This is a genomic window from Pseudoduganella namucuonensis (assembly GCF_900116645.1).
Classification (GTDB): Bacteria; Pseudomonadota; Gammaproteobacteria; order Burkholderiales; family Burkholderiaceae_D; genus Rugamonas; species Rugamonas namucuonensis.
This window is the reverse complement of the sequence record NZ_FPBO01000014.1, coordinates 68,355-82,834: the sequence shown is the minus strand read 5'-3', so window position 1 is coordinate 82,834 and position 14,480 is coordinate 68,355. Positions and strand designations below refer to the sequence as shown.

At 67.9% G+C, this 14,480-nt stretch carries 11 protein-coding genes; 5 read left to right on the top strand and 6 right to left on the bottom strand.

Features of this window, described 5'->3' with window-relative positions; all coding sequences use genetic code 11:
• Positions 1–53: 53 nt before the first annotated feature.
• The 3 genes from BM436_RS16215 (at position 54) to BM436_RS16205 (ending at position 3,444) form a co-directional block, all read left to right on the top strand.
• On the top strand, positions 54–2,321 hold the full coding sequence (locus BM436_RS16215; protein WP_177307257.1) for a TonB-dependent receptor: 2,268 nt from the start codon (positions 54–56) through the stop codon (positions 2,319–2,321).
• 123 nt (positions 2,322–2,444) lie between these two features.
• Positions 2,445–2,786, top strand: coding sequence for a hypothetical protein (locus BM436_RS16210; RefSeq protein WP_143133169.1), 342 nt, complete (start codon positions 2,445–2,447; stop codon positions 2,784–2,786).
• Positions 2,787–2,979: 193 nt separating this feature from the next.
• Entirely contained in the window at positions 2,980–3,444 is a 465-nt protein-coding gene (locus BM436_RS16205) for a carboxymuconolactone decarboxylase family protein (protein WP_093556574.1), read from the top strand.
• Positions 3,445–3,463: 19 nt separating this feature from the next.
• Here the strand turns inward: BM436_RS16205 and BM436_RS16200 are convergent, their stop codons facing one another.
• The 4 genes from BM436_RS16200 to gudD all read right to left on the bottom strand — a co-directional run bounded on the left by BM436_RS16200 (position 3,464) and on the right by gudD (position 8,948).
• Entirely contained in the window at positions 3,464–4,771 is a 1,308-nt protein-coding gene (locus BM436_RS16200) for a homoserine dehydrogenase (RefSeq protein WP_093556573.1), read from the bottom strand.
• A 68-nt stretch (positions 4,772–4,839) separates the two neighbouring features.
• Positions 4,840–6,459, bottom strand: a complete 1,620-nt coding sequence (locus tag BM436_RS16195) for an MFS transporter (RefSeq protein ID WP_093556572.1) — start codon at positions 6,457–6,459, stop codon at positions 4,840–4,842.
• 41 nt (positions 6,460–6,500) lie between these two features.
• Positions 6,501–7,466, bottom strand: coding sequence for a Bug family tripartite tricarboxylate transporter substrate binding protein (locus tag BM436_RS16190; protein ID WP_093556571.1), 966 nt, complete (start codon positions 7,464–7,466; stop codon positions 6,501–6,503).
• 129 nt (positions 7,467–7,595) lie between these two features.
• Positions 7,596–8,948, bottom strand: coding sequence for a glucarate dehydratase (gene gudD, locus BM436_RS16185; RefSeq protein WP_093556570.1), 1,353 nt, complete (start codon positions 8,946–8,948; stop codon positions 7,596–7,598).
• Between the two features lie 344 nt (positions 8,949–9,292).
• Here gudD and BM436_RS16180 point away from each other — a divergent pair, with 344 nt between their 5' ends.
• Together BM436_RS16180 and BM436_RS16175 are read left to right on the top strand one after the other, a co-directional pair.
• The gene (locus BM436_RS16180) at positions 9,293–10,396 is read left to right on the top strand and encodes a histidine kinase dimerization/phospho-acceptor domain-containing protein (protein ID WP_093556569.1); all 1,104 of its coding nucleotides are present in this window, start codon (positions 9,293–9,295) and stop codon (positions 10,394–10,396) included.
• Positions 10,397–10,556: 160 nt separating this feature from the next.
• On the top strand, positions 10,557–10,778 hold the full coding sequence (locus BM436_RS16175) for a hypothetical protein (RefSeq protein WP_143133167.1): 222 nt from the start codon (positions 10,557–10,559) through the stop codon (positions 10,776–10,778).
• Between the two features lie 10 nt (positions 10,779–10,788).
• Here the strand turns inward: BM436_RS16175 and BM436_RS16170 are convergent, their stop codons facing one another.
• Positions 10,789–12,357 (bottom strand): sensor domain-containing diguanylate cyclase, encoded by a 1,569-nt coding sequence (locus tag BM436_RS16170; protein WP_229490351.1) that lies wholly within the window; start codon positions 12,355–12,357, stop codon positions 10,789–10,791.
• A 201-nt stretch (positions 12,358–12,558) separates the two neighbouring features.
• Complete coding sequence (locus tag BM436_RS16165; RefSeq protein ID WP_143133165.1) at positions 12,559–14,466, bottom strand: PglL family O-oligosaccharyltransferase; 1,908 nt, start codon at positions 14,464–14,466, stop codon at positions 12,559–12,561.
• Positions 14,467–14,480: the final 14 nt, after the last annotated feature.

Below are 14,480 nucleotides of genomic sequence, written 5' to 3'. Positions count from 1 at the left end.
ATTGGACAAGCATCATGTCAAAGCGCGGCCGCATCCCACACTCTGTCCTGGCCATGGCTGGCGTCCTCTCCGCCGCCGCCGCGCCGGGCGCCGAAATGCCGATGGAAGTGGTGGAAGTGACCGCGCAGCGGCGCGCCGAACCGGTGCAGCGGGTGCCGATGTCGATCAGCGCGCTGGGCGCGCGCGAACTGGAACGCGGCGGCATCAACGGCACGGTGGAGCTGGACCAGCAAGTGCCCGGGCTGCAGGTCAGCGTGTCCAACGGCGTGCAGATGGTGTTCTCGCTGCGCGGCGTGTCGATGTCCGACTTCAACAGCACCGAGGCCAGCCCGATCGGCGTCTACCTCGACGAAACCTATATGGGCGCCATCACCACCCACGGCCTGGGCTTTTTCGACCTGGAGCGGGTGGAGGTGCTGAAGGGGCCGCAAGGCACGCTGTACGGCAAGAACACCACCGGCGGCGCCATCAACGTGCTGTCGCGCAGCGCGGCGGTGGATGCGCCGGCCAGCGGAGAAGCGCGGCTGGGCGTGGGCGACTACGGCGCGCGCCGCGTGTTCCTCGCGGGCGAAACCGCCCTGCTGCCCGGCACGCTGGCCATCCGCGCGGCGCTCGACCATGAACGCGACGACGGCTACATCAAGAACCGCATCGGCCCCACGATGGCGCAGACCGACCGTCTCGCCATGCGCGTGAGCCTCACCGCCCGGCTGGGCGACAAGCTGGACGCCCTGTTCAAGTTCACCCACAGCCACAGCGCGCCGCTGACCAATCCGCCGCGCATGGAAGGCATCCACGCCATCCCCGGCGCCGGCAAGCTGAACCTCGCCGGCTACACGCGCCCGCCCGGCATGGGCTACCTGGAAACGGAGGCCAACCACGTGGGCAAGGCGCTGGTGGACCTGGACATGGCCAGCGCGCGCTTCAAGTACGCCGCCGGTGCCTTCAACGTGATCGCCCTCAGTTCCTGGTACGACACGCGCTACCGCCTGGAGGCCGACGGCGACGGCAGCCCGCAGTCGCTGATCGAACCGGACTGGGGCTTCGACGGACGCGCCGTCTCGCAGGACCTGCGCATGGAATCCAACTGGGGCGGGCCTTTCAGCCTGATCGCGGGCGTCTATTACGGACGCGAACGCAAGGCCATGGCCAACACCTACCGCTTCTTCGACACGCCGCTGCCGCTGGTGCAGGCGCTCGACCCGGCGCTGGCCGCGCTGCTCAACCGCTACGGCGTGGTCAGCCACAGCATGAACAAGGGCGAGGAAAGCCGCGCCGCCTACGCGCAAGGCCGCTACCAGCTCACGGACAAGCTGGCGGCCGACCTGGGGCTGCGCTACACGGTGGACAACAATCACCTGGACTACATCAACGTCTCTCAGCGCACCGCCGCGGGCGTGCCGGTGGGCAGCTGGGTGCCCGGCAACACGACGGGTATCGAAGCGGCCTTCCTGCCGCCCGGCATGGGCGGCCGCTACCTCGTGGGCCCCTACACCACCGCCTCCGGCCCGCTGCGCGCCGAGCGCGAGCACAACTGGTCCGGCAAGCTGGGCATGGACTACCAGCTCAACGACAACGCCATGCTGTACGCCCACGCGAGCAATGGCTTTCGCAGCGGCACGTTTAACCCAGGGTTGTTTTATTCGCCAGACACCGTGGTCAGCAAAGGCTATACCAAGCCGGAGACCATACGCGGGCTGGAGGTGGGCTTCAAATCGGAATGGCTGCAGCGCAAGCTGCGCCTGAACGCGGCGGCCTACGCCTACCGCTACCGCAACCAGCAGTTCATCAACGTGGTGGGCGCCTCCACCATGCTGCTGAACGCCGGCGCGGCGCGCATCCACGGCCTGGAGACGGAGCTGACCTGGCGCCCCAGCGACGCCTGGCGCTTCGCGGCCGGCCTGAACCTGATGGACACCGAATACACGGAACTGGAGCTGGGCGCCGACCGGCTCAGCGGCAACGAGCTGATCTCCGCGCCCAAGGCCAAGTTCAACGCGGCCATCGATTACCGCACCCGCACAAGGTCCGGCGGACTGGTCGAACTCAGCCTCGCCGGCAGCGCCCAGGGCCGCCAATGGTACAGCGCCTACAACGACCGGCCCGGCTACGAGCGCATCAGGCAGGCGGGCTACGGCCTGCTGAACGCGCGCGCCGCCGTCAGCGACAGCAGCGGACGCTACACGGTGACCGCCAATGTCAGCAACCTGCTGGACCGACACTACGACGTGTACGCGCTGAGCCTGGCAGGCTTCGGCTTCGATTACTTCATGCAAGGCGCGCCGCGCCGGATCAGCCTGAATCTCAAGGCATTGTATTGACGCCGCTCAGCTACTAAACGGCTCGCGGGCGCCCCCCGCTCGGTGGCTCAACTATACTTTTGTTGTGCGATGCACAAGCACGACCTAGCGCCCACCACCGAAGTCTTCTCTTGGGGAACCATCATGTATCCAGCCTTCTTTCCAACTCCTTCCGTAGTCACGTACAACTGGGGCGCGGGCCAGCCGATCGCCGACATGTGGGCCCGGATCGGTTCGGTCTACCACCAGTCCATGCAGCAGGCATCGCAGGAATTGTGGACCAGTTCCATGCGCATCATCCAGGACCATCTGGCGCGCGCCTGGATGGATGCGCCGCAGTCGTGCATGTCCGCGCTGGCGCAAAACGCCGCCGAGGTCCAGCAGCGCGCCATGGTGCAGTTGATGGGCGCCAACGATGAAGCCACGGCGATCGTCGCCGAGGAGATCAACGAGGCGTCCGTCACCACCAGCGCGCTGCCGGTTTGACCTGTTCATCCTCACGGCAGAGGAGAATGCCAAGGTGGTCGCAAATCGCGACCACCTTGGCAAGCTGAAACACTCAAACCAGATCCTTCTGAGATTATTTTCAAAAAAACTGTCACAACCCGCTCGCCCGGGGCGTCTTATCGGTATGGAAGGCACACAGGGTGCCTTCCCAACTTACCGAAAGAGCCACATCATGAGCCAAACCGCACGCGTTCCCTTCTTCCAACTCGCTCCCGCCAGCCTGAAGGCGATGGTCAACCTGTCCGCCACCGTGAAGCAAAGCTCGCTCGGCGCGCGACTGGTGGAACTGATCAACCTGCGCGTATCGCAGATCAACGGTTGCGGCGTCTGCATCGACATGCACTGGCGCGACCTGGTCAAGCAAGGCGCCGACTATCGCCACCTGAACGCCATCGCCGGCTGGCGCGAGGCGCCCTTCTTCAGCGCCCGCGAACGCGCCGCCCTGGGCTGGGCCGAAGCGGTCAACGCCCTGGCCCACCGCGACGACACCGACACGGCCTACGCCGAGTTGCGCGAGCATTTCAACGAGACCGAAGTCGCCGAGATGGGCTATGCCATCTCCGTCATCAAGGGCTGGAACCTGCTCAACCTGAGCCTGCGCAACCAGATCCCCGAGGTGCCAGCGCCGGGGATGTAAAACCGGCCATCCGGCAAACCTAGGCCAGCTCCTCCACCCGCAGCATGGTCACCGGCGCCGGCACCGTGGACAGCGCCTCCATGTCCGCGATGGCGGCCAGGATGTTCTTTTCCCGCGTCTGGTGCGTGAGCATGATGATCTCGGTCCGCTCGCGCTCCGCCGGCGCCTTCTGCTGCATGCCGTCGATGGAGATGCCGTGGCCGGCCAGGATGCGCGTGATGTCGGCCAGCACGCCCGGCTGGTCGCGCACCTGGATGCGCAGGTAGTAGCCGGTGCGGATCTCGGCCATCGGCAGGATGGGCGTTTGCGCCATCGCGTGCGGCTGGAAGGCCAGGTAGGGCACGCGGTGTTCATGCTGCGCCGTGGCCAGGCGGGTGATGTCGATCAGGTCGGCGATCACCGCCGACGCGGTCTGTTCGGAACCCGCGCCCGCGCCGTAATACATGGTCACCCCGGCCGCGTCGCTCTTCACCATGACGGCGTTCATGGATCCCTCCACGTTGGCGATCAAACGCCTGGCCGGCACCAGCGCGGGATGCACGCGCAGTTCGATGCCGGCATCGGTGCGCTTGGCGATGCCAAGGAGCTTGATGCGGTAGCCCAGCCGCTCGGCGTTGGCGATGTCGGCCTGGTCCAGCCGGGTGATGCCTTCCACGTGCGCCTTGTCGAACTGCACCGGAATGCCGAAGGCGATCGCCGCCAGCAGCGTGGCCTTGTGCGCGGCATCGATACCCTCGATGTCGAAGGTGGGATCGGATTCGGCGTAGCCCAGGCGCTGCGCCTCCTTCAGCACGACGTCGAACGCGAGTCCCTTGTCGCGCATCTCGGACAGGATGAAATTGGTGGTGCCGTTGATGATGCCCGCCACCCATTCGATGCGGTTGCCGGACAGCCCTTCGCGCAGCGCCTTGATGATGGGGATGCTGACCGCGACCGCCCCTTCGAAGGCGACGGCGACCGAGCGCTCGCGCGCGGCGGCGAAGATCTCGCCCCCATGCTCGGCCAGCAGGGCCTTGTTGGCCGTGGCCACGTGCTTGCCGTTGGCGATGGCCTTCAGCACCAGATCCTTGGCGACGGTGCAGCCGCCGATGACTTCCACCACGATCTCGATGTCCGGATGGTTCACCACCAGCAGCGGGTCGTTGACCACGTCCACGTCGTCGCCGACGATGGCCTTCGCGCGCGCCACGTCGCGCGCCGCAACCATGACGATTTCAATCCCGCGCCCGGCCCTGCCACGGATTTCTTCCTGGTTGCGCTTCAAAACATTGAAGGTTCCGGAACCAACCACACCAACGCCCAACAAGCCTACTTTGATCGGATTCATGACGGAATCGAGTTATGAAAAACTCAATTGTACCGGCAATTGTCAATCCACCAAGTCGAGGCCCGCGGTCAAGCGTCCAGGTTCTCGATGAAACAGCGCGTCACCAGCGGCGGATTCGGCCCGAGGTGATAGGCGAACTTGCGGTCGCGCAGGGACACGTCGGCGCGCGTCACACGGTCGAAGCGGCGCAGGTGCTCGGTCCAGGATTCGTCGACGATGCGCTCGATGTAGTGCGCGGGATCGGCCGCGTCGCGCAGCAGTTCCCAGGCCAGCGCGCCCTGGCTGAGGCGGCGGCGCCGGCTTTCCAGCATCAGCGCGCGGAACTCCTCGGCGCGCGTGGGATCGATGCGGTAGTCGACGGTGATTTGCACATGGCCGGCCGACGCGGCGGCGCCGATCTCGGGCGCCTTGAAGGCGTCCGTCGGCGTCAAGTCCTCCTCGCCGCTCAGGTCCGGCGCCAGCCACTGGACCAGCAGCATCGCCGCCGCGCCGGAGGCGGCGGCGCACAGCAGGCTGGCCTGCACGCTGTACACGGTGGCCACCTGCCCCCACAGGGCGGCGCCGGCAGCGCTGGCGCCCATCATCGTCATCTGGAAGGCGGACATGCCGCGCGCCCGCACCCAGTTGGGCAGGGACAGCTGCACCGCCACCGTCAGCAGGTTGGCGGCGATGATCCACGCCATGCCGGCGCAGAACATGGTGGGCGCGCTGAGCCAGATTTCGCGGCTGGTCGCCACCGCCGCCATGGCCAGCGACTGCACGATGGCGGCGCCGGCCAGCAGCGCGTCGCGCGAGGCGGCGCGGCGCAGGCGCGGCAGCAGCAAGGCGCCGGCGATGGCGCCGCCGCCCATGCTGGCTAGCGGCAGCGTGAAGCCGCCGGCGCCGCTGCCATGCAGGGCGCGCGCCACCAGCGGCAGCAGCGCCAGCACGGCGATCGAGTGCAGGTAGAACACGGCGGTGCGCAGCAGCGTGGCCTTCAGCCGCGCCGACTGGCGCACGTACTGCACGCCCACCCGTATCGCGCTGGGCAGGCGCTCGCGCCCCAGGCGGCTGGGCACGTGCTCGCGCCGCCAACGCATGATGACGACGCCGCAGGCCAGCGACAGCGCGGCGTTCAGCACGAACACATAGACGCTGCCCGCGCCCGCGATCAACGCGCCGGCGATCAACGGCCCGGCGATGCGGGACGCGTTCATCGCCACGCCGTTCAGCGCCAGCGCGGCGGGCAGCTGGCCGCGCGGCACCAGTTCCGGCACGATGGCGGCGAACACCGGGAAGCGCATCGCCAGGCCGATGCCGTTGGCGAAGGTCAGCGCCAGCAGCATGCCGGGCGTGATCGCATCCAGCAGCACGGCGGCGCACAGCAGCAGCGCCACGCCGGCCACCCAGAACTGGGTGACGAGGAAGTAGCGGCGCCGGTCCAGGATGTCGGCCAGCGCGCCGCTCGGAAGACCGAGCATGAACACCGGCAGCGTGGACGCGCTTTGCACCAGCGCCACCAGCAGCGGCGAGGCCGAGAGCGTGGTCATCATCCACGCCGCGGCCACGTCGTTCATCCACATGCAGATGTTCGCGGTCAACCAGATCCCCCACAGCATCCGGTACACCGGATTGCGCAGCGGCGCCAATGCCGACAGGTCGGGATCGGCGGCGGGAGGGGATGCGTCTGGCGGAACCGTGTATGGCATGCGTTTGGGAGTTGGCCGTGGAGTCGGCCTGGAAGACGGCCTTAGTCTGCCGTGATGTTACCAGCCTGGATGACGGCCTTCCAGCGCGCCAGCTCCTGCGCCTGGAACTTGGTGAACTGCTCCGGCGTGTTGGCGACCACCTCGAAGCCCTGCTCCACCAGCTTGTTCTTGATCTCCGGGTCGTTCAGGGAGGCGACGATGGCGGTGTGCAGCTTGTCCTTCACGTCCTTGGGCAGGCCCTTGGGCGCGGCGATGCCCTGCCAGGAATAGATGTCCACGCCTTCGATGCCGGATTCGGCCAGCGTCGGCACGTTGGGCAGCACGGCCGGGCGCTTGTCGCCGGTCGCCGCCAGCACCTTCAGCTTGCCGGCCTTGATGTGGCTGAGCGCCGTGTTGATGTTGACGAAGGAGACGTCGGCGTGGCCGCCCAGCAGGTCCGTCATCGCGGGACCGCCGCCCTTGTAGGGCACGTGCAGCCCGCTGGTGCCGCTCTTCTGCCAGAACAGCGCCGCGGTCAGGTGGTCCGAACTGCCGGAGCCGGAACTGGCGAAGGTCACCTTGCCGGGACTCTTCTTCATATAGGCCAGCAGCTCGGCCATGTTATTGGCCGGGAACTTGGGCGTGGCCACCAGCACGTTGGGCGCCTGCACGGCCACCGTCAGCAGATCGAAGTCCTTGGACGGATCGTACGGCAGCGTCTTTTGCAGGATGGGATTGACGGAATACACGCCGATGGACGCGACCAGGATGGTGTAGCCGTCCGGCGCGGCGCGCTTGACCATGCCGCCGCCGATGGCGCCGGTCGCGCCGGGACGGTTGTCGACCACCCATGGCTGGCCCAGGCGCTGGACCATTTTCGGCCCGATCGCGCGGGCGATGGCGTCGGAGGAACCGCCCGCCGGGAACGGCACCACCACCGTGATCGCCTTTTCAGGATAGGCGGCGTGCACGCTCGCGGACATCGCCAAACCCACGGCCAGCCCGGACAACAGTTGCTTGATCTTCATTTTATCTCCCTTTGTAGTAGTCATCAGTCATCATACGACTTAATTAGAGTATATCAGCGGGTGCCGCTTGCGCAATCAAACTTTCGAACGGTGCGGCGGCCACTCCACCCCCGCATCATTTTCACGTCATCAGCGCACGAAGCAGGGACGCTTGTTGTCGAACTTCCAGCCAGGAATGTAGTACTGCATGGCGATGGCGTCGTCGCGCGCGCCCAGGCCCTTGTCGCGGTACAGCTGGTGCGCCTGTTCGATGGCGTCCATGTCCAGCTCGACGCCGAGGCCGGGCTTGGCCGGCACGGCGATCTTGCCGTCCACGATTTGCAGCGGCGCCTTGGTCAGGCGCTGGCCGTCCTGCCAGATCCAGTGCGTGTCGATGGCGGTGATCTTGCCGGGCGCGGAGGCCGCCACGTGGGTGAACATGGCCAGCGAGATGTCGAAGTGGTTGTTCGAGTGCGAGCCCCAGGTCAGGCCCCATTCGTCGCACATCTGCGCCACGCGCACGGAACCCTGCATGGTCCAGAAGTGCGGGTCGGCCAGCGGGATGTCGACCGACTGCAGCTGAATGGCGTGGCCCATTTCGCGCCAGTCGGTGGCGATCATGTTGGTGGCGGTCGGCAGGCCCGTGGCGCGGCGGAACTCGGCCATCACCTCGCGGCCCGAGTAGCCGTTCTCCGCGCCGCACGGGTCTTCCGCGTAGGCCAGCACGTGGTGCTGGTCGCGGCACAGGCGGATGGCGTCCTTGAGCAGCCAGCCGCCGTTCGGGTCCAGCGTGATGCGCGCGTTCGGGAAGCGTTCGGCCAGCGCCGTCACCGCCTCGATCTCCTCCTCGCCGCGCAGCACGCCGCCCTTCAGCTTGAAGTCGTTGAAGCCGTAGCGCTCATACGCGGCCTCGGCCAGGCGCACCACGGATTCCGGCGTCAGCGCCTTTTCGTGGCGCAAGCGGCTCCACGCGTCCGCGGCGTCCGGCTCGCTGTTGTATTCCAGGTCGGTCACGCCGCGATCGCCGATGTAGAACAGGTAGCCCAGCACTTCCACCTGCTCGCGCTGCTGGCCGCTGCCCAGCAAGGCGCAGGCCGGCACGTTGAGGAACTTGCCCAGCAGGTCCAACAGGGCCGCTTCCAGCGCCGTCACCGCGTGGATGGCGATGCGCAGGTCGAAGGTCTGGTTGCCGCGTCCGCCCGCGTCGCGCTCGGCGAACGCCGTGCGCACCTTGTTCAGGAGGCCGTTGTAATTGCCGATCGGCTGGCCCACCAGCAAGGGACGCGCGTCCTCCAGCGTCTTGCGGATCGCCTCGCCGCCCGGCACCTCGCCCACGCCGGTGTTGCCCGAGCTATCGGTCAGGATCACGAGGTTGCGGGTGAAATACGGGCCGTGCGCGCCGCTCAGGTTGAGCAGCATGCTGTCGCGGCCGGCGACGGGGATGACGCGGACTTCCGTAATGACGGGTGCGCCGTTGGCCGCGTTGCTGGGAATGGAGGTCATGATTGCCTTTCGTGGTTATCGGTCGTCATACAACTTGGACCCAGTATAGAGGCACTTTCCGGATTAATCAATCATTCTATCATTCGACAAATCATTTTCTGTCATTTCGACGTTGCCTGCCGCGTCTTGTAAGGGCGGGGCCACGCCCTGGCGGGCGCTAGGCCTACGCGGGTGTCAGGCGCGCGCCGACGGCGGCCGTCGCCGCCATCGTGTCCAATGGTGCTAACGACACTCACCAAAGCGGGTTTGGCCATGTCCACTCATCGAACATATCAAAACATCACCCCGCGCGGCCTGTTTTCGCCCGGATTCCATCCCCCAGCCGTGCTGCGCGAGGTGCCGCGATGAACGCCCCGGACCGGCCGGGCCTGGTCATGTTCACGCCGGATAGCCGGACGGGCTGGCTGGAGTGCAAACACCATGGCGTGATCGACAGCCTGCCGGTGCCCGCCTATTGCTGCGATCTGAACAACGTCATCGTCTGCTTCAACGAGGCCGCCGCCCAGTTGTGGGGCGCGGCGCCCGAACGCGACGGTGACGGACGCTTCCAGGCCGCGCACCGGCTGCTGCGCGCCGACGGCGGCGAGCTGGGGCCGGACGAGACCCCCGCCACGCTGGCGACGGGAACGGCCGACCTCGCAGACGGCGTGGAACTGGCGGTGGAACGGCCCGACGGCACGAAACGCCTGATCCTGTCCTACCCCCAGCCCGCGCTGGGGCCCGGCGGCGATGTGCTGGGCGTGTTCTGCGTCGATGTCGACATCACCGACTCCAGGGAGCTGGAGGACGCGCTGGTCCGCGCCGACGCCTCCCGGCGCCAGGTGCTCAGCCAGCTGTCCCACGAGTTGCGCAATCCCCTGTCGGCCATCCTGTCCGCCACCCACGTGCTGCACCACATCGCCACGGCAGGCCCGGTCGAACGCATCGCCGACGTGCTCGAGCGCCAAGTGCGGCTGATGTCCGACGTCGCCTCCGACCTGATGGAGCAGCCGGCCGAGCCGACCAGGGTTTGCGCGTGGCGTCCCGCCATGATGCCGGCCGGCGACGTCATCGACCAGGTCTTGCGGGACACCGCGCCCCTGATCGCCTCGCGCGGCCAGACGCTGCGGGTGTCGTGCGCGCCGGAGATCATGATCAGCCGCGGCGGCGACCTGCTGGCCAGCGGCATGACGGCGGCCATCGGGCACGCCAGCCAGCAGGGCGCGCCGGGAAGCACGCTGGAGCTGGAGGTCACGGCGGACGGGGAACTGCTCGATATCCGCATCGTGGCGCCCCCGGCGGACGGGTCCGCCGGGTCCATGGCGGCGACGAGCGGCGACGGCACGCCGCAACTGGCGGACACGCGCGAGGCCTGCGACCGGCTGGGCGGCGTGCTGTCCTCGGCCACCCCGGACCCCGACGCGCCCGGACGCATCCGCATCATCCTGCCGATCGCGTCGAACAGCTGAAAATGCGAACCTATCAACTTGGAAGTTTGATTGTTAACTTCAATGACGGCGCCGCTGAAATTATGTAACATTGTGCACGCGTCACCTTCCAGCGCCCTTCCCCCGCGCGACCATTACCCCGGCCCCCACATCCCTGCGGCCCGCTAGCATAGAGACCGCCATGACCTGGAATTCTCGTTTGGACACCCACACGGTGCAAGTGATACGCCGTGGTATCGAAATTGACAACAAGCATGGATGCGCGATCGCCTGGGCGCATATGGCCGCCCACGGCGTGCCGCCCGAAACCATATTGCGTGTATTGACCAAACCGCAGGCACGCCGGGTCGCCGACGACCGCGTGGCGGACGGCGCATTGCAGGCGCGCGGCGGACCGGGCTGAGCCGAGTGGCCTAGGGCAAGCCCCGCACACGCAGCAGGCGCTCGGCGCCGGCGTGATTGACGGCGAAGCCGTTGCGCCCCGCCGCCTTCACGCCATACAGCGCCTGGTCGGCCGCGCGCATCACGTCGTCGGCGGCCGCCGGCATGCTCGTGGTCAGCGCGATGCCGATGCTGGTGGTCACCAGCAGTTCGCGCCCGCCCACCAGGAACGGGGCCGCCATCGCCTCCAGGATCTTGCGCCCCAGCAGATTCACTTCCGCGTTCGACGGCAGTTGCTCGAACACGATGACGAACTCGTCCCCCGCCAGCCGGGCCACCGTGTCCGTGCAGCGCACGGTGCGCTCCAGCCTGCGCGCGAACTCCACCAGCACCGCGTCGCCGGCCGCGTGGCCGTACTCGTCGTTGATGCGCTTGAAATGGTCCACGTCGAGGAAGGCCAGGCCCACCTGCTGCCCCGCGCGCGACGCGCGCGACAGCGCGATGGGGAAGAACTCGTCGAACATCCTGCGATTGTTGATGCCCGTTAGCGCGTCGGTGGTGGCCAGCCGGTGCAGCGCCTGCTCGGCGCGCGCGCGGTGCTGGGACAGGGCGAAGAAGGCCCTGCTCAGCGAACCGAACTCGTCCTCGTCAACCACGTCGAACACCTTGATGTCCGAGGCCCCGGAACTGATGTCCTCGACGTGGCCGTGCAGCGTCTCCAGCGGGCGCAGCAGCGCCTTGGTCAGCGCCCAGCCGAACAGCGCCGCCAGCAGCGTCAGCAGCGAGGCGGCGGCCAGCGCGCGCAGGCGCACGGTCGCCATGGGCGCGAACACGCTGCGCGTCGGGTAGGACACCGCTATCGTCCAGTCCACCGTGCGCAGCCGCTTGTGCGCGACCAGGCTGAGCTCACCCTCGTCCAGCAGGTTGTCCTGCCAGCCCTCCGGCGTCTTCAGCACCGCGTCCATCACCGAATCCTCGTCGCGCTCCACGGGCTTGAGGATCAGGTCCTTGTTCGGATGATGGATGATGGTGCGGTCGCTGCCGACGATGAACAGGTAGCCCTCGCCGTTGGAGCGCAGCACGTCCAGCTGGGCCGAGAACGAGGGCCGCTGCAGGTCGATGGCGCCGACCAGCACGGCGATCAGCTCGCCCCTGGCGTTCTCCAACGTCTGGGTGATCACGATCACCGGCTTGCCGGACAACTGGCTCTTGAAGGGGGTGGAAATCAGGCCCTCGCGCATGCGCACGGTGTCCTGGAAATACTGGCGGTCGGCGATATTGATCGTGCCTTTCGCGCGGCGGTCACGCAGGCTGGCGATCAACGTGCCGGACACGTCGAACGCGGTCACGTCGAAGAAGGCGTCGCGCAAGGCGCCGTGCGCCTCGAGCCAGGCCTGCACCTCGTCCAGCGTCACCTCGCGGCCGGGTATCTGCTCGGTCAGCGATTTCAGCAATTGCCGCTTGCCGTCGATGTCGTTGTCGATGAAGGCCGCCGCGCTGGTGAGCAGGGACAGTTCCTGGCGCGCGATCACCAGGCGCATGGCCGCCTCGGCGATCAGCAGCGAAACGCCGCCGACACCCATGGCCGCGATCAGCACCATGGAGGTGACGACAAGCGTGATTTTGAATTTGAAACTATGATAAAAGCCTATAGCGGGCCGCACAGATCCTCCTGCAGCACGAGCGACGAACGTGCGCAATAATCCGGCAAAGATTGGGCCAGGCAAGCAGCCCGCGCTTGGGTGGGGGGCGGACTGTTAGTAGCTCCAGTATAGCCGCGTCCCACAGTGGGTTCGAACGGACTATTTTTTCTGTTGCACTATCGCAACGAGCAATCGTTCGCCGAACGCGGCGAGCGCGCCATAGGTGGCGGGGTCCGTGGCGGCCATGGCCTGGAAGCGCCCCAGGTAGGCGCCGGCGGAATCGGGATAGGCGTAGGCGGCGCGCCGGAATTGCCCCTGCGCCGCCTCCATCCTGCCCTCCTCGGCCAACAGGGCGGCATGGCGGAACGCCACGTCGGCGGTGGGCGCGAAGCGCAGCAGACGCTCGTTGAGCGCGCGCTTGGCGGCCGCCGGGGCGTCGGCGGGCACGAACAGCTCCGGCGCGATCAGTTCACTCAGCGGCGCCAGCAGCGACCGCGCGCGCAGGGACCGCAGCTGCTCCGCCTGCTGGGCCGGGTCCGCGGCGGCCCCCTGCCCGGCCCCGTGGAAATGCGTCTCCACCTGGCGGTACTCGCCGGCCGTCTTGAGCAGCAAGGCCAGCAGCAATGTCAGCGCCAGCGCGCCCAGCGCGGTGGTCCAGGTTCCCATGCGCAGCGCGCGGCCGGACGGATCGGCGGCGCCGGCGAACAAGGCGGCCACGCCCAGGAAGTGCGCATAGAACAGCGGTTGCTCCAGCATGCTGTGGATCAGCAGGATGCCCAGCACGCCCCAGGCGAAGAGACGCTCGGGGTTATAGGCGGCGCGCCACAGCCGCCGCGCCAACATCGCCAGCGGCGCCAGCACGGCCAGCAGGCCGGCGAGGCCGGACACCGCCATCAATTGCAGCGGCAGGTTGTGGGCGTACTGGTCGATGCCGTAGGGGGCGGGCCCGGTCAGCTGCGTTTCGAGCTGGTGGGCGAAGGCGTCGAAACCGACACCCAGCCAAGGGTGGCCGGTGAACATGCGCAGCGCATGGCCCCACAGGTACAGGCGCGGGCCAAGGGCGCCCTCGGGCGACGCGAGGCGGCTCAACTGGGCGCCAAGCGGCGTCAGTTGGGCCGCGACGACCAGCGCGACCGACAGCGCCAGCAGCCCCACCGCCATCCAGCGCAAGACGCGGCGCACACCCTGCGCACCCCGCCGCCCGTCATCCGCGCAAACCGGCCAGCCATCCGATCCGCCACGCGATTCGCCGCCCGCCCCCCCCTCCGGGCAGGCATCAGGTCCTCCGCCAGCTCCACCGCCAGGCGCGTCAACGAGGCCGGCACGCGGCACCAGCACCAAGGCCGCCAGCAGCAGCCACGAGAGGTAGAGCACGCCACTGCGCGAGCCGGACAGCGCCAGCGCCGCCAGTAGCGGCGCGCCGCAGGCGCACAACCAGCGCGGAGCGAGGCGCCCGGTCAGGGCCAGGTAGCCGGCCGCGGCGATCGCCAGCGCGATGTGGTCGGCGAAATGATTCTGCTGGGCCAGATTGCCAAACACACCGTACAGGTCCACCGCCGCGGGTGGATTGATCAGGCCGCCGAAGACCGGCCACCATTGCAAGTACTGCAGCAGGCCGAAGACGGCGCCCGCCAAGCCGCCGCCGAGCACGGCCCAGGCCAGGCGCGCCATCAAGGCTGGCAGGCCCATGGACGCGGCCAGGCTGCGCCCGGCGAGCATCAGGCCCATGCACCAAAGCAGGTACAACATCAGGAGGATGGCGCTGGCGGCGTAGGCGAACATGCCCGCCGCCAGTTGCAGCAGCACGACCGGCAGCAAGGCCGCCGGGGCGCAGGCGATGCCGGGCAGGTACAGCGGCGCGCTGGCGGGACGCGCCAGCAAGGGCGCCATGGACAGCAGGCCGAGCAGCATGGCCAGCCATTCGGCGTGGAAGGACGTGAGGGGCAGCGTGTGGAAGGGCTGCAGGAACGGCAGGCTGAGCATCAGGCCCAGGCAAAAACAGGCCAGGCGGTCGCCGGCGCGCGGGGGCGCGGCCGCCGCCATGGGCGGCGCCGCGGGTGTGGCCATGAACGCTCCCGCCA

Excerpts from the sequence above, each read along its gene's own strand:
- BM436_RS16215 (WP_177307257.1), top strand. The coding sequence starts at position 54 with ATGGCTGGCGTCCTCTCCGCCGCCGCCGCGCCGGGCGCCGAAATGCCG.
- BM436_RS16210 (WP_143133169.1), top strand. The coding sequence starts at position 2,445 with ATGTATCCAGCCTTCTTTCCAACTCCTTCCGTAGTCACGTACAACTGG.
- BM436_RS16205 (WP_093556574.1), top strand. The coding sequence starts at position 2,980 with ATGAGCCAAACCGCACGCGTTCCCTTCTTCCAACTCGCTCCCGCCAGC.
- BM436_RS16200 (WP_093556573.1), bottom strand. The coding sequence starts at position 4,771 with ATGAATCCGATCAAAGTAGGCTTGTTGGGCGTTGGTGTGGTTGGTTCC.
- BM436_RS16195 (WP_093556572.1), bottom strand. The coding sequence starts at position 6,459 with ATGCCATACACGGTTCCGCCAGACGCATCCCCTCCCGCCGCCGATCCC.
- BM436_RS16190 (WP_093556571.1), bottom strand. The coding sequence starts at position 7,466 with ATGAAGATCAAGCAACTGTTGTCCGGGCTGGCCGTGGGTTTGGCGATG.
- gudD (WP_093556570.1), bottom strand. The coding sequence starts at position 8,948 with ATGACCTCCATTCCCAGCAACGCGGCCAACGGCGCACCCGTCATTACG.
- BM436_RS16180 (WP_093556569.1), top strand. The coding sequence starts at position 9,293 with ATGAACGCCCCGGACCGGCCGGGCCTGGTCATGTTCACGCCGGATAGC.
- BM436_RS16175 (WP_143133167.1), top strand. The coding sequence starts at position 10,557 with ATGACCTGGAATTCTCGTTTGGACACCCACACGGTGCAAGTGATACGC.
- BM436_RS16170 (WP_229490351.1), bottom strand. The coding sequence starts at position 12,357 with ATGGTGCTGATCGCGGCCATGGGTGTCGGCGGCGTTTCGCTGCTGATC.
- BM436_RS16165 (WP_143133165.1), bottom strand. The coding sequence starts at position 14,466 with ATGGCCACACCCGCGGCGCCGCCCATGGCGGCGGCCGCGCCCCCGCGC.